The 19,456-nt window shown below is 45.7% G+C and carries 13 protein-coding genes; 11 read left to right on the forward strand and 2 right to left on the reverse strand.

All coding sequences use genetic code 11. From position 1 onward, the window contains the following. Positions 1 to 17: 17 nt before the first annotated feature. Together GO493_RS07965 and GO493_RS07970 are read left to right on the forward strand one after the other, a co-directional pair. Positions 18 to 3,191 carry an efflux RND transporter permease subunit gene (locus GO493_RS07965; RefSeq protein ID WP_157305603.1) on the forward strand — a complete coding sequence of 1,058 codons (3,174 nt, stop codon included), beginning with the start codon at positions 18 to 20 and terminating at the stop codon, positions 3,189 to 3,191. Continuing rightward, the gene (locus GO493_RS07970) at positions 3,181 to 4,617 is read left to right on the forward strand and encodes a TolC family protein (protein WP_157305604.1); all 1,437 of its coding nucleotides are present in this window, start codon (positions 3,181 to 3,183) and stop codon (positions 4,615 to 4,617) included. The genes GO493_RS07965 and GO493_RS07970 overlap by 11 nt, the downstream gene beginning before the upstream one ends. Before the next feature lie 89 nt (positions 4,618 to 4,706). Here the strand turns inward: GO493_RS07970 and GO493_RS07975 are convergent, their stop codons facing one another. After that, positions 4,707 to 5,294 carry an RNA polymerase sigma factor gene (locus GO493_RS07975; protein WP_157305605.1) on the reverse strand — a complete coding sequence of 196 codons (588 nt, stop codon included), beginning with the start codon at positions 5,292 to 5,294 and terminating at the stop codon, positions 4,707 to 4,709. 130 nt (positions 5,295 to 5,424) lie between these two features. Between GO493_RS07975 and GO493_RS07980 the strand changes: the two genes are divergently transcribed. From GO493_RS07980 to GO493_RS08015, 8 genes are all read left to right on the forward strand, one after another. Beyond that, the gene (locus GO493_RS07980; protein ID WP_157305606.1) at positions 5,425 to 6,576 is read left to right on the forward strand and encodes a FecR family protein; all 1,152 of its coding nucleotides are present in this window, start codon (positions 5,425 to 5,427) and stop codon (positions 6,574 to 6,576) included. 132 nt (positions 6,577 to 6,708) lie between these two features. Then, complete coding sequence (locus GO493_RS07985; protein WP_157305607.1) at positions 6,709 to 10,116, forward strand: SusC/RagA family TonB-linked outer membrane protein; 3,408 nt, start codon at positions 6,709 to 6,711, stop codon at positions 10,114 to 10,116. 11 nt (positions 10,117 to 10,127) lie between these two features. Continuing rightward, positions 10,128 to 12,068: a RagB/SusD family nutrient uptake outer membrane protein gene (locus GO493_RS07990; RefSeq protein WP_157305608.1), complete on the forward strand. Its 1,941-nt coding sequence runs from the start codon at positions 10,128 to 10,130 to the stop codon at positions 12,066 to 12,068. A gap of 26 nt (positions 12,069 to 12,094) precedes the next feature. Continuing rightward, the gene (locus GO493_RS07995) at positions 12,095 to 12,844 is read left to right on the forward strand and encodes a DUF3823 domain-containing protein (protein WP_157305609.1); all 750 of its coding nucleotides are present in this window, start codon (positions 12,095 to 12,097) and stop codon (positions 12,842 to 12,844) included. A 12-nt stretch (positions 12,845 to 12,856) separates the two neighbouring features. Further along, on the forward strand, positions 12,857 to 15,010 hold the full coding sequence (locus GO493_RS08000; RefSeq protein WP_157305610.1) for a hypothetical protein: 2,154 nt from the start codon (positions 12,857 to 12,859) through the stop codon (positions 15,008 to 15,010). A 95-nt stretch (positions 15,011 to 15,105) separates the two neighbouring features. Continuing rightward, a complete protein-coding gene (locus GO493_RS08005; RefSeq protein WP_157305611.1) occupies positions 15,106 to 15,459 on the forward strand; it encodes a DoxX family protein in 354 nt (117 codons plus the stop codon). 10 nt (positions 15,460 to 15,469) lie between these two features. Then, positions 15,470 to 15,817, forward strand: a complete 348-nt coding sequence (locus GO493_RS08010) for a YciI family protein (protein ID WP_157305612.1) — start codon at positions 15,470 to 15,472, stop codon at positions 15,815 to 15,817. Positions 15,818 to 15,823: 6 nt separating this feature from the next. Beyond that, the gene (locus GO493_RS08015) at positions 15,824 to 17,074 is read left to right on the forward strand and encodes an RNA polymerase sigma factor (RefSeq protein ID WP_157305613.1); all 1,251 of its coding nucleotides are present in this window, start codon (positions 15,824 to 15,826) and stop codon (positions 17,072 to 17,074) included. A gap of 52 nt (positions 17,075 to 17,126) precedes the next feature. On the opposite strand, the gene GO493_RS08020 is transcribed toward GO493_RS08015, so the two are convergent. Then, entirely contained in the window at positions 17,127 to 18,125 is a 999-nt protein-coding gene (locus tag GO493_RS08020; RefSeq protein WP_157305614.1) for an RpnC/YadD family protein, read from the reverse strand. Positions 18,126 to 18,580: 455 nt separating this feature from the next. On the opposite strand from GO493_RS08020, the gene GO493_RS08025 reads away from it, so the two are divergent. Beyond that, a complete protein-coding gene (locus tag GO493_RS08025) occupies positions 18,581 to 19,456 on the forward strand; it encodes an NAD(P)-dependent oxidoreductase (RefSeq protein ID WP_157305615.1) in 876 nt (291 codons plus the stop codon).

Genomic DNA, 19,456 nt, shown 5'->3' on the forward strand with positions numbered 1-19,456 from the left:
ACCAAAAAGCAGATTACATGTTTAGTAACTTTATTAAAAGGCCTGTCCTTTCTATAATCATATCCGTCCTCATTGTTTTCCTGGGGATATTGGGTATTACCCAGCTTCCTGTGACGCAGTTCCCTGCTATTTCACCGCCAACGGTAAAGGTGATGGCAGAGTACCCGGGCGCCAATGGCGAGTTGCTGGTAAAAACAGTTATCATTCCGCTGGAAAGAGCCATCAACGGTGTTCCCGGTATGAAGTACATGACCTCTGACGCTACCAACACAGGGGAGGCTAACATACAGGTTATGTTTGACCTGGGAACCGATCCGAACCAGGCATCGCTGAATGTGCAGAACCGTATTGCGAAGGTGCTGAACAAGCTGCCGCCGCTGGTTATCCGTGAGGGTATTCTGACCAGCCTTGAGCAGCCAGCCATGTTGATGTATGTAAACCTTTACAGTACCGATCCGAAAACGGATGAAAGGTTCCTGTACAACTATGCAGACATCAACATCCTGCCGGAGCTGAGAAGGTTGCAGGGTATAGGTAATGCCCGTATACTTGGTACCCGTGAGTATGCCATGCGTATATGGCTGAAACCGGACAAGATGCTGGCATATAAAATATCGGCAGAGGAAGTGATGAAATCGCTGGCAGACCAGAGCCTGGAAGCTTCTCCCGGTAAAACCGGTGAGGCATCCGGTAAGCGGTCGCAGGCCTTTGAATACACTATCAAATATTCGGGCAGGTTCTCTACGGAAGATGAGTACCGGAGTGTGATCTTACGGTCAAACCCCAACGGGGAGATACTTCGTCTGAAAGATGTGGCTGATATTGAATTCGGGAGCTCTTTCTATGACATCTACTCCAACCTGAACGGAAAGCCTTCGGCAGCTATAGTATTGAAACAGTATTACGGCAGTAATGCCAGCCAGGTGATCAAGGAGGTAAAGGAGAAGCTGGAAGAGATCAAGCGTACATCTTTCCCTAAGGGAATGGATTATGAGATCAGCTATGACGTTTCCAAATTCCTGGACGCCTCTATTGAGAAAGTGCTCCATACATTGGGTGAAGCGTTTGTTCTTGTAGGCCTGGTGGTATTCCTGTTCCTGGGCGACTGGCGTTCTACCCTTATTCCGGCACTGGCTGTTCCGGTATCGTTGATAGGGACCTTTATATTCATGCAGTTCTTTGGGCTGACACTGAACCTTATCACGTTGTTTGCACTGGTACTGGCTATCGGGGTTGTGGTGGATGATGCGATAGTGGTGATCGAGGCGGTGCATGCCAAGATGGCGGAGGAGCATCTATCGCCATATAACGCCACCAGGAAGGTGATCCGTGAGATCAGCGGCGCCGTTGTGGCTATTACCTTCCTGATGGCTGCGGTGTTTATTCCGGTAGCCTTCATGTCGGGCCCTGTAGGTATATTCTACCGCCAGTTCTCCATCACTATGGCCACTGCCATTATCCTTTCCGGTATTGTGGCATTGACGCTGACCCCGGCTCTTTGCGCCATGATATTAAAGCCACACAGTCATGGTACGCCGAAAAAGAAATCTCCTGTAGATAAGTTCCTGGATGCTTTCAATAACAGGTTTGAGAAACTTACAGGAAGGTATACAAACCTGCTGACGCGGATCGCTAACCGCAGGCTGGTTACTTTCGGCGTCCTGATAATCTTCTGTGCCGGTACATGGGTATTAAGCGGTAAAGTTCCTTCCGGTTTCATTCCTGCGGAAGACCAGGGTATGATCTATGCTATTATCCAGGCGCCGCCGGGATCTTCACTGGAAAGGACCAACGAAATATCTGAACGTCTGCAGAAAATTGCTGAAAAGATAGAGGGTATCAAATCTGTTTCTGCGCTGGCAGGTTATGAAGTGTTGACTGAAGGTACGGGGTCTAACGCAGGTACTTGTCTGATTGACCTGGAAGAGTGGGAAAAGCGTAAGCATTCTGCTGATGAAATTATACGTGAACTGGAGGAAAAAGCCAAGGATATTCCAGGTGCTACCATAGAGTTCTTCCAGCCGCCAGCCGTACCCGGTTATGGTGCTGCGGGTGGTTTTGACCTTCGCCTGCTGGATAAGACCGGTAGCGGGGACTATAAAAAGATGGAAGCGGTGAACAAGGAATTTGTGGCAGCATTGGAGAAACGCAAGGAGCTGACCGCTATATTCAGTTTCTACAGCGCCAGCTATCCGCAATTCAAGCTGAGCATTGACAATGATATAGCGATGCAGAAAGGGGTGACCATTGCCAATGCTATGCAGACCATCAATATTCTGGTAGGTAGTAACTATGAAACTTCCTTTATCAAGTATGGTCGTATGTATAAGGTGATGGTACAGTCTGCTCCGCAGTACCGTGCGTTGCCTGAAGACATCATGAAGCTGTATGTGAAAAATGATAAGGAAGAGATGGTGCCTATTTCAGACTTCATGAGACTGGATAAATACTATGGCCTGAATGAGATCACCAGGTATAACATGTTCACTTCATCGGCCATCAAAGGTGCGCCGGCACCAGGTTACAGCAGTGCTGAAGCTATTGAGGCTATCAGGGAAGTGGCTAAACAGACGCTGCCAAGGGGTTATGATATTGACTGGGGTGGTATTACCAAAGATGAGGTGGGCCGTGGTAATGAAGCGCTTTACATCTTCCTTATCTGTCTGGCGTTCGTATACATGGTGCTTGCTGCCCAGTATGAAAGTTTCATATTGCCACTGTCAGTGATCTTCTCACTACCGATAGGTATTTGTGGCGCATTCCTGTTGCTTTATCTCATGGGACTGGAAAACAATATCTATGCGCAGGTGGGATTGGTGATGCTGATTGGTTTGCTGGGTAAGAACGCGGTACTGATCGTGGAGTTTGCTGCGCAGAAGCACAGGTCAGGCGAGACGATACTCAACTCTGCTATAGAAGGAGCCAAGGTGCGTTTCCGTCCGATATTAATGACCTCCTTTGCCTTTGTTGCCGGTTTGCTGCCGCTGGTATTTGCTACCGGCCCGGGTGCTATCGGTAACCGTACCATAGGTACTGCGGCAGCCGGAGGTATGCTTTTCGGAACGGTGTTCGGTGTGATCATCATTCCCGGATTGTACTTCATATTTGGCACTATAGCGTCCAAACGGAAGATCATTAAAGATGAAGCAGAAAATCCATTATCTGAAGAAATTGAACACAATGGTTATTAGAAAAAGAATATACAGATATATAGGACTGGGTTGTATTTCTATAGCATATGCAGCTTGTAAAGTTCCCAATTTAACCGGAAAGACAGAGAATAAAGCGGTGCCTGCGAGTTATAACAACTCGCAGGACAGTACCAACATGGCAAAGATGAAATGGAAGGAGTATTTTACCGATCCATATCTGAATGCCCTGATTGATACGGCCCTGAAAAACAACCAGGAGCTTAATATTACTTTGCAGGAAATTGAGATTGCCAGCAATGAAATAAGGGCCAGGAAAGGGGAGTATCTACCGTTTGTAGGTGTCAGGGCTGCTGCCGGTATTGACAAGACCGCGAGGTATACCGCCCAGGGCGCTATGGAAGAGAATACTGAGATCAAGCCCGGGAAGGAAATGCCTGACCCGTTGCCGGACTACCTGATAGCTGCATATGCCAGCTGGGAGGTGGATATATGGCATAAGCTGCATAATGCTAAAAAAGCGGCTGTTGCCAGGTATCTTTCTTCTGTTGAAGGGAGGAACTTTGTTATCACTAACCTGATAGCGGAAATTGCAAATTCTTACTATGAGCTGCTGGCATTGGATAATCAGCTGGATATTGTGAAGAAGAACATAGAGATCCAGACCAATGCCCTTGAGATAGTAAAGCTGCAAAAGGAGGCAACCAGGGTAACGGAGCTGGCAGTACGTAAATTTGAGGCGGAAGTATTAAAAACCAAAAGTCTGCAGTTTGACATTCAGCAGCAGATCATAGAAACTGAGAACAGGATCAACTTTCTGCTGGGCCGTTATCCGCAGCCAATTGCCAGGAATCTGCAAAGTTTTGGCAATTCGATGCCTGCTGTTGTTCATGCCGGTATTCCATCACAGTTATTGGCCAACCGTCCTGATATTAAACAGGCAGAACTGGAAGTAACAGCAGCTAACCTGGATATCAAGGCAGCGAAAGCACAGTTCTATCCTTCACTGGGTATTTCTGCGGCTATCGGTTACCAGGCGTTTAATCCGTCTTACCTGTTAAATACTCCAAAGTCCCTGCTGTATTCACTGGCAGGAGACCTGATGGCCCCGCTGATCAATAAGAACGCGATCAAGGCTACTTATTACACTGCCAATGCTAAACAGATACAGGCGGTTTATAATTATGAGCGTACTATCTTAAATGCATATGTAGAGGTTGCGAACCAGCTATCAAAGATCGATAACCTGGAGAAAAGCTATGACCTTAAAGCCAAGCAGGTAGAGGCATTGACACAGTCTATCGATATTTCAGGAGACCTGTTCAAATCAGCGAGAGCGGATTATATGGAAGTGCTGATGACGCAGCGTGATGCCCTGGAATCAAAGTTTGAGCTGATTGAAACGAAGAAGCAGCAGATGAATGCCATGGTGAATATATACAAGGCATTGGGTGGTGGATGGAATTAAGAGGAAGGTGGGAATTGCTCAAAAAAAAACGATTTTGCCTTCGGCAAAATCGTTTTTTTTTGAAGGGGAGGGGGGCGGCCGCAGGCCGCCTAAGAATTTATAAATAGCCAGATCAGTACCCCTATTGAAATATCCTTCAGTAAGCCTCTTAAATGGTGTAACGCATGTGTCAGCTGATTCTCTACTGTCCTTTTGGAGATACCCAGTTTTCCGGCTATCTGGTCGTTCGTTAAATGCTGTTGCCGGCTCATGATGAAGACCTCCCTGCAACGCCTGGGTAATGCCATCAGGTGTTCGTCAATGCTATCTCTGAGTTCCTGGTATTGCAGGTTTTCGTCTCCTTCATTGCGGCAAACATGATTGCCTGATTCTTCCAGTTCTGCGCTATAGAGAACAGGCAACGCCTTTGCCTGCTTTATATATTTATATACATGATACCTTGCTGCTGTACGCAGGTAAGCGGGGAAGGAAAGTATTTCCAGGTGGTCCCGTTTCAGCCAGATGTTCAGGAATATGTCGTGTGTGATCTCTTTGCTGGCGGCTTCATCTTTGAGGTAGCTGTATGCGGTTGTGTAAATGCTGGTCCAATATCTGTCAAAAAGGATGGAGAAGGCGGCATGATCTCCATGCCGGATAGCAGTCCATAATTCGTGGTCAGATGATATACGTGGAAACATACGTGATTGAAAGGTAAAAACTTTGATTTAGATAATGAAATATTTTGCGGCAAGAATTTTTTTTTGAATTTTATGTGTGTGCTCCTGAAAAAAAGGCTCTTATTAATCAGACGATCTATAAACTACCTGAATGACAACCGAGGAATATCTTTTATTATATGAGAAGTTTTTAGCCGGGAATTGTACTGAGCAGGAAAAGGAGTTGCTGGCCGGTTATGCTGACGGGTTTGAATTAAAAGAACACCCGTGGAAAGAGGAGATGGGAGATAAAGGGGAGATCAGATCAGAAATATATAAAAGACTGCAGGACGAAATGCGGCCCCGGAAACGGGTGTGGCTGCGCCCTGTAGTAAAGGTGGCAGTGGCCGCTGCCATCATATCTGCAGTTGTAACGGTCGGTTTTTACAGGTTTTTCTTTCATCCATCTCCAGATATATCTTCTGAAAAAAAAGTTGTGCAGCGTTCCGGTAAAGTCGTAAACCCGGGAGGCAATAAGGCTGTATTGACACTGGCCGATGGTTCTGAAATCGTGCTGGACAGTACGAAGAATGGTATACTCAGCAGCAGGAACGGGGTAGAGGTAAAACAAACAAAACAGGGGCAGGTATTGTATTCCTGCATGCTGTCCTCATCAAAAGCCGGCGTTTCCAGGAACACTATTTCAACCCCTGTTGGCGGGCAATACCAGATCGTGCTGGATGATGGTACCAGGGTCTGGCTCAACGCCGCCTCGTCCCTGCGATTTCCTGTAAGGTTTGATGGTGATGAGAGAGCTGTGGAAGTAAGTGGTGAAGTATATTTTGAAGTGGCAAAAAACAAGGAAAAACCATTTAAAGTATCTTTTAACGGCAATACGGTAACTGTGCTGGGCACTCATTTTAATGTGATGGCATATAATGATGAGGCAAAGAGTAAAGTGACGCTGCTGGAAGGAGCCATAAGGATAAGCAATCATACAGGACAAAATTTGCTGAAGCCTGGTATGCAGGCACTTGTCGGAGATTCAAACAGTATAATAACTACACGTAAGGCCAACCTGGAGGAAGCAGTGGCATGGAAAAACGGATACTTTGTATTTGAGAATGAAAACATACAAAGCATCATGCGGAAAGTAACGCGCTGGTATGACGTAACAGTGGTATACCAGGGGAATATGACAGGCAAGGAGTTTTCGGGAACCATATCGCGGTTTGAAGATGTCTCGGAGGTACTTGACATGCTGGAGCTCACAGAAACTATCCACTTTAATTTACAGGGCAGACGTATAACAGTGAAGCCCTGAGTTTACATTAACAATCAGCCAGGATTAAATATGCCGGAACGCACAGGCGCTCCGTAAGGGGACCTGCATGCACAGAAAGCCGGTCAGTTTACCACATAATCAATACTTAAAAATTCCAAAACCGAACAATGTATGCAATTCTACCTACACTTCCGGGAAGAATGGGGATTCCGCGTTCCACTCAGGCTACGGTTCACATTCCTCTTTTTTATGGCGGCCCTCCTGCAGGTAAGCGCGTCAGGATTTGCGCAGAGCATTACGCTGAATGAAAATGACGCGCCACTTGAAAAAGTCCTGGCAGCGCTTAAAAAGCAAAGCGGGTACAATTTCCTGTATAATACACTTATGCTGGCGGAGGCAAGACCTATAAGCATTGCAGTTCGCAATCTTCCTCTTGAAGAGGCGCTGAAGCTTTGCTTTAAGGACCAGCCACTGGATTATACGATCAAAAAGAAAACTATCATTATAAAGCAGAAGGCGATAATGCCTCCGGCGCCGGCTCAGGCTATAACGGTAAAGGGTAAGGTCACCAATGAAAATAATGAGCCCCTTCCTGGTGTCAGCATCGGTATTAAGGGAACGGGTAAAGGAACCACCACGGATGCAAGCGGGAGTTATACCCTGAACGTACCTGATGGCAATGCTACATTAGTGTTCACCTTTATTGGGTTTACCACCAAAGAGGTACCTGTAAATAACAGAGGTGTGATTGACGTACAGCTTTCTTCAGAGAACAAGGCATTAAGCGAGGTGGTGGTGGTGGGTTATGGTCTGCAGACGAAGGCAACTGTTACCGGGGCCGTAACATCTATAAAGGGTGCGGACATCATCGTTACCAAAAATGAGAACGTGATGAATATGCTAACCGGTAAGCTGGCAGGAGTGCGTGTGGTGCAGAAATCGTCCGAGCCCGGGGAGTTCAATAATACATTCGACATCAGGGGCCTTGGTGATGCGTTGGTTATCATTGATGGTATACCCCGTACTAATATGTCGAGGTTAAACCCGGAAGATATTGAGAGTATATCTGTACTGAAAGATGCTGCAGCATCTGTATACGGTGTTCGTGCGGCAAACGGCGTAGTGCTGATCACCACCAAGCGTGGTAAGGTTGGCGCCACCCAGATAAGCTACAGTGCGAATTTCGGGCTTCAGACCCCTATCGGTTCTCCCAAGAGCACCAGTGCTGCTGACTGGATGACGCTTGCGAATGAGAAATCCATGCACAATCAAAGCGGGGGTACTCTCCGTTATTTACCTGATGAGATAGAGGCATACAGGAACGGTTCGAAAACGGGCACAGACTGGTATGATGCCGTTTTGAGAAAGACGGCCCCGCAAATGCAGCATACCCTGAGTACAAGCGGCGGGTCTGATAAAGTGCAATACTATGCTTCTATAGGTTACCTGACACAGAAATCTTTCATCCGCAGCAACAGTAATAATTATGACCGTTACAACTTACGATCAAATGTGACCGGCCAGATATCAAACAATCTCAAGATCAATGTGCAGATGAACGGCATCTATGACCAGTCTGACAAAAACTATGAAAGTACGGACTGGATCATACGTTCTATGGAAAGATCTGCCGCCATTCAACCTATCTATGCGAACAACAATCCCAATTACCTGCAGAATGGTTTTGTTGATGGTTCTAATCCTGTTGCTATGGCGGATGCCAGCAAGAGTGGGTACAGGAAGTATAACAATAAGTGGTTTCAGTCGGCCGCCAGCCTTGAATACGATGTTCCTTTCATCCCGGGGTTAAGAGCAAAAGGTATGTTCGGTTATGATTACCAGATACTGGATAATAAAGCATATAAAAGGACTTATAACCTGTACGACTACGACGATGCTGCTGACAGTTATAAACCGGTAACCAATCAGAGTCCCAGTACTGTGCGCCGGGAGTACTATACCAAACAGTCAGTGCTGACACAATACTCCCTGAATTATAACAGGACCTTCAATAATGTACATAATGTGAGTGCCCTAGTACTATATGAAGGACAATCCAGGAAGGGGGATAACCTGTATGCCCAAAGGGAATTAGCACTGCAGCTGGACCAGATCTCTGCCGGGAACAGTAATAACCAGGAAGGGTATATGTCCACCGATGCAAACGATCTCTATGATTACGCCAATATAGGTTATGTGGGCAGGCTCAATTACAACTTTAAAGGGAAATACCTGGCGGAGTTCAGCTTCCGGTATGACGGATCTTCACGGTTCGCTGCATCCCAGCGCTGGGGCTTTTTTCCGTCCGGTTCTATCGGGTGGCGGTTTACTGATGAGAGTTTCTGGAAGGCTCTAAATATCCCGTTCATTGACAATGCGAAGTTCAGGGCTTCATATGGTGTGCTGGGTGATGACAATGCTTCTACGTACCAGTATTTAAATGGTTATAACTACCCGGCTGATGGTAACTCCAATGAATTGCCGGGTGGATCATACTTTGGCGGAACTTTCGTGAACAGTTCTGTCAGCAAGGGCATAGCGAACAAGAATATTACATGGTACACAGCTAAAACGTTTGATGTTGGCCTGGACCTTAATGCAAAGAATGGCATACTGGGGTTAACGGTGGATTACTTTCAGCGTAAGCGTGACGGGTTGTTAGCTACCCGTAGTATAAGCCTGCCTTCTGTAGTAGGAGCCGATCTGCCTGAGGAGAACCTGAATGGCGACCTGACCCGGGGTATTGACCTGGAGGTAAATCACCAGTATCGTATCGGGGAGGTAAATTATTCGTTAAGGGGGACGTTCGGATATACGCGTACGAAATATACTCACCAGGAAATCGGGTCGTATGGCAGCAGCTATGCTGAATGGCTGAGCAATAACAATAACCGGTATTCAGATATTGTATGGGGATATAAGGCCATAGGGCAGTTCCAGTCGTACGAGGAAATAGCCAATAGTCCCGTTAAATATGACGATGGAACCTTGCCCGGCGACTATAAATACGAGGATACCAATCATGATGGTATCATTTCTGACAAAGACCTGCAGCCTATCAGTTATAGTGGCAGGCCGATGATGACATTTGGTTTGACCATGAATTTTTCGTGGAAGGGGTTTGATGCCAGCCTGCTGTTCCAGGGAGCGGCAAAAGTGTATGTAAACTATGTGGAAATACTGGCAGAACCGATATGGGGCTCCAACTATTCAAACGCGCTGGAGATGTTCATGGACAGGTGGCACCCGGTTGATCCTACAGCGAATCCTTATGATCCAAATACGCAATGGGTGAAGGGAAAGTATGCTTATACCGGTACGGTACCCAGGTCTAACTCGACCGCTGCATATAATAACGCCAGCTATCTGCGTCTGAAAACAGTTGAAATAGGATATACTGTTCCTTCAGCCCTGTTGAAAAGAATAGGGATAAGAGGGGCCAGGATATATATCAATGAATATAATGCGCATACATGGTCCGGGATGAAGTTCATTGATCCGGAACATCCTAATGATAGTTATGGGAATGTATATCCGCTGAACAGATCATATAACCTGGGCTTTAACATCGACTTCTAATAAAAACGACCATGAAAACATTTAAATATATCATATTGTTCGTAGCCGGTGTCTGGTTCGTTTCATGTACCAGGCTGGATATCTCACCTACCAACATCATACAGGATGAGGATATATTTGGCTCTGAAGCAGGTATCACATCATATATGGCCCGTATATACAGCGAAATGCCAATAGAAGATTTCCGGTATGGGCCCCAGTATCTCTTTCACCGCTTTTATGTTCTCAGAGTACCCGCTTCTATGACCGGAGAGGCGTTATGCCGGGAGGTGAGCTCTTCTATCTCAGAATCTACTTCTTCCGATTATGGGGATACCTGGAGTGATTTTTATACACTGATAAGAGAATGTAATTATTTCCTGCAGCATATTGATGGTTATGCAGACAGGTATTCTGCAACGGCGGTGAACATGTATAAAGGGGAATGCTATTTTATCCGTGCATTTACCTATTATGCGTTAGTGAAGCGTTATGGAGGCGTACCGCTGGTGACGAATGTGCTTAACTATCCTGAAGAGACTATCAAGGACGTGGATATTGCCCGATCTTCAGAAGAAGATACCTGGAAGCAGGTTGCCGTTGATTTTGACAGTGCTATTGCTTTATTACCTGCCACCAACCAGACCGGCCGCGCCAGTAGATATGCCGCCTATGCCTTCAAGGCCCGTGCAATGCTGCATGCCGGTTCTATAGCCAAATACAATACAAATACGCTGAATAACGGAGGCATACGTTTATGCGGGATGAGCGCTGATCTGGCCCCTGATTTCTTTATTAAGGCATATGAAGCAGCAGTTGCCGCAGATGGCGGAGGATATTCATTATATATGAATGAGTGGGCCGCCAATGACCGGGATGCCCAGTATAAAAACTACCTGAACCTCTTTTCCAGGTTAACCAGTTCTGAAGCCATTTTTGTAAAGCAGTACGGTTATCCGGAATCTGTGCACGGGTATGATGCCTATAACGTACCAGCCCAATACAAGGGTGCTAACGGGTACTCTTCCGAAACCAATCCCACTCTAAACTTCGTTGAGATGTTTGACGGTATGGACAAGGATGCCAACGGGCATTTAAATGTATATAACGCTGACGGAACGTATAAACTGTATGACAGCACAATGCAGTTCTTTGCCAATGCAGAGCCAAGGTTAAGGGCCACGGTGATCCTGCCGGGCGATATGTTCAAGGGCGTATCCTGCCAGATATGGCGGGGTATCTACAAGGGTACGTCCACTACATCCATCAGCAGGCTAATCCCCGAAGGCAGCACGGTAAAATATGAGAATTCCGGCAGCGCAGGAGTGCTCGTTACTTCGTCCAGCGGCAGTCAGACCGCCTATACCCTTCATAATGGCACAAAGATGAACCCCGCCGGGGCAAGTGGTATTTTCTATGGTGATGAAACGTGTGCCATGACAGGATTCACTATAAGGAAGTGGCTGAATGAAAGCCTGACCCAGGACCAGGTGCTGGAGAACAGGTCAGATCAGCCATGGATAGAGATGCGTTATGCGGAAGTATTGCTGACACGCGCCGAGGCTGCCGCAGAACTGGCCTCCTTAGGTAACTCATCTTACCTGAGCGATGCCTACAGTGCTATAGATAAAATAAGGTCAAGAGCTGGTGCAACGCTTCTTTCGGGTGAAGAAAAGGGATCCACAGATAATTTCATAAAGGCAGTGCGTAAAGAGCGCCGTAAAGAACTGGCCTTTGAGAACAAGACGTGGTGGGATCTGAAACGCTGGAGGATAATAGCCGGTGAGCAATCAAACACCCGCTGGCGTACGTTAATGCCTTTCTATGCAGATCTTGCAGGAAAATACTTCTTTGATTCACGGTACGACGAAAGTGGTGATACTTATACATTTGATACAAGGTGGTATTACCAGGAGATACCATCAGCCGCTATATCAACAAGTACCAAGGTGGTTCAGAATGCAGGGTACTGATCTTTTCATTAATTCAAACCAGGAAGATGAAAATACATTATATAACTTTTATACTGGGGTTGTTATCTCTCGCAGCCTGTAAGAAATACGACAACTACGAAAAGCCCGGTATGACGCTGAAAGGAGTGCTGACAGATTCTATTACGGGAAAAGGGTTGGAAACTGAAGTGGGGGATAATGGGGTGCGTTTCAGGATGCTGGACCTTAGTTATACCACCCATCCTACAGCATGGTATTTTACCAGTAAGCAAAATGGCGAATATGAATGTTCCATGGTGCCCCGTGGCACCTACAATGTACTTCCGCTGGGAGCTTTTGTTCCACTTGTGCTGACTGACAGTAACGGGGATACTACCCGTAACGGAAGCGTTACTGCCGATATTAACGGGACAGTAACGCAGGACTTTACAGTTGTTCCTTTCCTCGTTTTGTCATGGGTAGGTACTCCTGTTGTCAATGCGGATAAAACAATAACGGTGCAGTTCAAAGTGGAAAGGGGGACTACGGACCCGGCATTTCAGCAGGAATGTACCAATATCTACCTGTATGTAAATTCTTCAAGCTATAATGTAGGAGACAACAATTATGATTCCCGGTATACGGTCTCTGTCAGCAATCCCAATAGTGTGCTGGGGCAAACGCTTACTGTAACGACGCCTATACTGCCTTATAGCGGCACTAAGTACTATCTGCGTGCCGGCGCCCGTATCAACTACAGTGTGGAAGGCACCAACAGGTATAATTACAATGAGGCTATAGCTGTGGATGTTCCTTAAATTATCTGACTGATGAAAAAAGTGTTGATCATTTTCTATTGCTTCTGTATTGTTTATAGCGTTAACGCTCAGCAGAGCGAAAAAACCGCTTTCCAGACAAGCAGTTCCTGGATGCCTGAGATAGATGTAAGGTCAGATATTGCCATTATCTATGGCGCCAATGACCGGAAGAACATCACGTTTGAAGAGCGTGTGCGCTCATGGAAAGATCATGGTTATAATACACATTTTATGACCGGTATTGCCTGGGGGCAGTATGAGGATTATTTCCTGGGCAGATGGGATGGGCAGCAACACCTTGGTGTGGGGCAAGTGGAGAGAGATGGGGATACAATCTGGCATGGAAGGAATATGCCCTATATAGTGCCAGAGAAATCGTTTGTGGAATACATGAAAACGGCTGTGATCAAAAAAGTGATAGATGCAGGTATCAGCGCTATCTACCTGGAAGAACCTGAATTCTGGGCCCGGGCGGGTTACAGCGCTGTGTTTAAAAAAGAATGGCAGGCTTATTATGGTTTTCCGTGGCGACCGCAGCATGAATCGGCAGAGAATACTTATCTCTCCAATAAGCTGAAATATCATCTGTATTATAATGCCATTAAGGAGGTATCCGGGTATGCAAAAGCATATGGTAAAAGTAAGGGAATGAATGTGAAAGTATATATTCCTACGCACTCCCTGGTGAATTACTCTTCCTGGATGATTGTCAGCCCGGAAGCCAGCCTGGCTTCACTACCCGGAATTGACGGCTATATTGCGCAGGTCTGGACGGGGACTTCCCGGGAGCCTGTTTATTACAATGGCCTGCGGAAAGAAAGGGTTTTTGAGAATGCTTTCCTGGAATATGGTTCTATGGTATCTATGACGGCCCCTACACACAGGAAGCTATTCTTTCTTACAGATCCTATAGAAGACTGGCCCCGGGACTGGAGTGACTATAAGCGCAATTATGAAGCGACCTTCACTGCAAAGCTGTTATACCCTATGGTAGCTGATTATGAGGTAATGCCCTGGCCGGAACGCATTTACACGCGGCCATATAAGATTGCCAACAGTGACAGCAGTGTGCTGATCCCCAGATATTATTCCACGCAGATGCAGGTGATGGTGAATGCGTTGAACGACATGCCATTGTCTGCCAACCGTGTTTCCGGTGTGAATGGCATAGGCGTACTGATGGGGAATTCCCTGATGTTCCAGCGTTTCCCTACACATAATGGCTTTGAGGACCCGCAGTTTTCCAATTTCTATGGACAGACGTTACCCTTATTAAAGCTGGGTATACCAGTGCAGACGGTACATATGGAGAATCTTGGCTTTGCAGCCTCACTGAAGGATATTAAGGTGCTGGTCATGAGTTATTCAAACATGAAGCCTATAAGTGCTCATGTGCATGAGCAGCTGGCCGCATGGGTAAAAAAAGGCGGTGTGCTGGTTTATTGCGGCCGGGATGATGATCCGTATCAATCTGTCATGGAATGGTGGAATACCAGGGGGAATCAATATAAAGCGCCTTCAGAACACCTGTTTAAGCTGCTGGGGGTAAAACCGGATGCGGATAATTCCTTTAAAGTCGGAAAAGGGATGGTATATGTGATGCGTCAGCATCCTAAAGAGTTTGTAATGGGCCCAGGCGACCGCTATGTCAGCCTGATAAAGAAAGCATATGAAAATGGTGCGAAGGCAGGGAAGCTGGTAGTGAAGAACAGCCTGTACCTGGAAAGAGGACCTTATGATGTTGTTGCTGTGATGGATGAAGGCACGGATAATCAACCGTATGTTGTTAAAGGTCCTGTAATTGACCTCTTTAACCCGGAATTGCCTGTGTTAAGAGAAAAGGTAGTTTCTCCGGGGACACAGGCTTTGCTGTATGACATGAACAGGATAACGGACAGGAAAGAGCCGAAAGTGCTGGCGGCAGCAGCGAGGGTTTATGATGAGCAGGTGACTTCCGGCAGCTATAGTTTTATTACGAAAAGCCCGGCGAAGACGACTAATGCCATGCGGGTATTGCTGCCAAAGGCGCCTGTAGAGACTATTGTGAAAAATAGTAAAGGGGAGGAGATAAAAGATGTAAAGACTTCATGGGATGAAAGTTCTAAAACCTGTTTTCTCGGCTTTGAGAATGCTCCTGAGGGAGTTCAGGTGCTGATAAAATGGTGATGAGGCTGGCTGGTTAAAAATAATTTTGAGGGGGGCATATTAATATGTCCCCCTTTTTAACTTTCGTTCGTCATAGCAATGAAAATGTAATTATTATGACAAACAAGTTAATCTATTGGTCTTCAACAGGCATTATTTCCGCAATATCCTTTTATGGAGCCTGGGGGCTTTTTGCTTCGCCGGATTTTGCCAGTACGCTTACCGCTATGGGCTATCCTCATTATTTCGGGATCATGCTGGCCTTTTTTAAAATTGCCGGCGGAATAGTATTATTATCTCCGTTACCCGTGAATATAAAAGAATGGGCTTATGCAGGCACGGGTATTAATGTAACAGCAGCTATCATTTCCTTTATTGTCATCCAGGCATCTTTTGGTAGTTTTATTGCCCCCGGCGTGGCCGCAGCGGCGCTGGTTATTTCTTATATTTATTATCATAAAAAGCAGTAAAATTCAGTATATGAAGGAGTTTATGTTAATTTTCAGAGTAGATGATGTTGCCCACTGCAAGCCTACTCCGGAACAGATGCAGGAAAGAATGAACTGGCTGGCAAGTATCGCTTCCCGGAATAAACTTGCTGACAAAGGGAATGCCCTTTTACCGGATACAGATAGTGCTAAAACAGTGAGGCCTGGTAACGTGGTGACAGACGGTCCGTTTACAGAGACAAAGGAGTTTATTGCCGGCTATGTGATAGTTAAAACAGAAGATATAGATGAAGCTGTAGCAATAGCGAAAGAGAACCCTATTTTCAAGCTGAACGGGAATATTGAAGTAAGAGAGGTATCAAAGCGCAAATATAATTGACGCTGCATGAAGGAATTCAGCTCATCACATCATCCTCTTCTGCAACATCTGTTCAGGTCAGAATATAACAAAATGACGGCAGTTCTGTGCCGTCATTTTGGGTTACAGCAAATGCAGCTGGCGGAAGATCTTGTCAGTGAAACTTTCTTGAAGGCAGTGGAGACATGGAACAGGAGTGGTGTGCCGGAGAATCCGGCGGCATGGTTGTATACAGTTGCCAGCAACAAAACAAAGGACTACCTTAAACGGGCAAAAACGTTTGAGACGAAAATTGCTGAAGCGCTGAAAACAGAAGAGCAGCAAGAGACTGATATCTTTTTTACAGAGCAGCATATTTCGGATAGTCAGCTGGCTATGATATTTGCCATCTGTGATCCTGTAAATTCAGCAGAGTCACAGGTTTGCCTGGCGCTCCAGGCGTTATGTGGTTTTAGTGTGGAGGAAATAGCTAATGCTTTCTTAACCGGTAAAGAGACCATTAAAAAACGCCTGCTCAGGGCGAGGGCTAAATTGCGGAATGATCAGTTTAAGATTGTCAGTATGAGTGATACCGTCATTCAATCGCGCCTGGATGTGGTATTGACGACCCTGTACCTTCTTTTTAATGAGGGATATTTTTCAAAGACCTATGACCAGATGATCAGGAAAGATCTTTGCCTGGAAGCTATCCGGTTAACGCTTATTCTTACTCAACATGCCAGTACCAATACGACCTCCGTCAATGCTTTGCTGGCGCTGATGTGTTATCAAAGTTCCAGGCTTGATGCCAGGACCAATGATGAGGGAGAGACTGTCCTGTTTGAGCAGCAGGATAAAGGGCTCTGGGACCAGGATCTAATTGATAAAGGGAATTATTACCTGGTGAATGCATGTTCCGGGAACGAGGTTTCTAAGTATCATCTTGAAGCGGGGATTGCTTACTGGCATATTGCGCCGGAGAATGAGAGGAAATGGGAGTATATCCTGCAGTTGTATAATGAGCTGATTGTGATGGAATATTCTGCTGTTACTGCGTTGAACAGGACTTTTGCTTTTGCAAAGGTTTATGGGTATGAACAGGGGAGGGTAGAAGCGGAGAAACTGGGGTTGGAGGGGAATAGTGCTTATCATGCTTTATTGGGGTATTTGTATGCTTCAACATCCCTTTCTATGGCGGTGAAGCATTATGATGCGGCTATTGCGCTTGTAACGTCTGCTGCTGAAAGGAGAACTCTATTAAGGGAAAAGGAACTACTGGAAAAAGCCGCCTCTCAGTGAGAGTGCGGCATTCATTTTCTGTCTATGGCACGTTGTAAACAAATTAAGATTTTCATTTACCTGCTTCATGGTAAGCCTCTTTAGTTTCCTTCTGAAGCTCTTCATGTATCTTTTGAACAAAGCTAATTGGCATATTCACCAATTCAGCGATTTTTTCCCCGCTGAAATCAGTAAGGGTCAAAAGACGTCTAATGTCTTCTGTCTTTGCCAGCTGACGACCTTCCTTTTTACCTTCCTTTCTGCCTTCTTTTCTGCCTTCATCCCTGCCTTGCAGCCTTACATAAAGCTTAAAATAATCGTCTGAAGTCATAGTTCTATTGTTTTGTATTTTGTTATTAAAAATCTTACTATACTCTATAGTTTCAAATTGAACATAATGCACCAGGAACTTGAGCAATGCATTGGCTTTCCGTTCGGGTATTGACCGCGAATCTAACACCTGTAGCAATTCACATTTGAAGGTTAATAAAGCTTTATCCCGCTCGTCAGGATCCTTAATATTCTTTCCTATAAACTTGGATTTCGCAATTAATACCACTAATGCAAACAGATTATCAGATGCCCATAACGCTGCATCATCCTGTTCTGCGATCTTACAAATTTTAAACTGGTAGCGGATACTGGTACCCATAATCTCCTGCTCATAAATGCCGGTTCTAGGCTTAAGAACAGCCTCTGTAAGGATAGCGCAGGCCGCAACGGGCCGCTGATATTTATCAAGTATCTTGTAGTAATAGGTGAACATCCGGAATGCAAAATCTTTCCTGAATGTTCCCTGTATTTCAAGATGCAATAATATCCACTTTTCTTCCCCGTTATGAGTATATATTTTCACCAGTTTATCAACTATTTTAGTTGATAAACCTTTTTCTTTAGTTTCATCTTTAACCTGCGGAGACAGCTGGGCCAGTTCTTTGTCCAGAAAAACAACACCTCTGCTCAGATCAAACACGTTATCGCTCACCGTCTGCGGCAAATAAAAAAACCGTAAAAAATCATCAAATACTTCCTCTAAAACTCCCTTCCAGAGAATATCTTCACGTTGTACCATATGGATTAACATTACAATGAATGAATGGCTTCCCAGCCATGCGGCCGAGTAGCTGAATTGATTAATAAAAAAGGAGGAGTTAAATAACAGAGTGAGAGATAGGAATCCTATTGAGTTACAAGTTTATGGGAATTAAAGTAAATAAACAAAAAGTGTTGAGGAAAGTAGTGCAACAGTTTAAATTCCTTTTTGATGTACAATCAGGAAAAACTGCTCAAAAAAGGGTTTCGCCTTCGGCGAAACCCTTTTTTGAGAGAGAAGAGTTTGGCCTGCGGCCGGCTAAAAAATTCAAGCTGAAGTACCACCTTGTGGATTAAGAAAGTATCAGAAGCTTTCAAGAGAAACTACCGTCATCTGACGGATAAATTTTTCCCCTATCTGAATCTTTTATCCCGTATTGCCGGCCGTTTTCAGGGTGGGTAACTTGCAGCATCGTTAAACATTAAAATGAAGTTATGAAAGAGAGAGTAACCGTAATAGGCCTGGGATCGATGGGAGCAGCTATAGCCCGGGCGCTGCTGGTAAAAGGATTCAATGTAACCGTATGGAACCGGGATACCGCTAAAGCAATTCCTCTTAAAGAGAAAGGCGCGCAGCTGGCAGATAGTCCTGCGGCGGCGATTGAAGCGAGCCCGCTGGTGGTGGTATGTGTATCTGACTACCAGGCAACAAAAAAGATATTTGATAACGAGGGAGTAGCAACTGCTTTATCAGGCCGCGTGCTGGTGCAATTAAGCACAGGTACGCCGAATGATGCACGGTTGCTGGAAAAATGGGCGAAGCAGCAAGGCGCTGTGTGCCTGAACGGTGATATCCTCGCCTGGCCAAGCCAGGTAGGTACTGAGCAGGCAACTGTTACCATTTCGGGCAATAAAGACAAGTATAACCAGATGGAAGCACAACTCCGTGCCCTGGCAGGTAATCTCAGCTTTGTGGGAGAAGAACCGGGAGCATCAGGAGCACTTTTTGCCGCAGTACTGGCTTACCTGGCCGGAAGCTGGATAGGCTTTTGTCATGGTGCGCTGGTGTGTGAAAATGAAGGGCTACGGGCAGATGATTTCGGCAGGCTAATAGAAGGGATCTCACCTATCCTGGCTATCGAGTCAAGGAATATGGGAGAGGTGATCCAGCATAACCGCTTCAGTGATCCGGAGAGCACCGTTAAAACAACCGGAGATGACCTTCAGCTACTGGTGCAACAAGCAAAAGAAGCCGGTATCAGTACTGAGCTGCCAGTATTTGCTGCCAGCCTGTTCAAAAGGGCAATGGATGCAGGATATGGTCAGGAAGAACATGCAGCCATTATCAAGGTACTGAGAAAGAATGCATAA

Source organism: Chitinophaga tropicalis, from assembly GCF_009758205.1.
GTDB classification, from domain to species: Bacteria; Bacteroidota; Bacteroidia; order Chitinophagales; family Chitinophagaceae; genus Chitinophaga; species Chitinophaga tropicalis.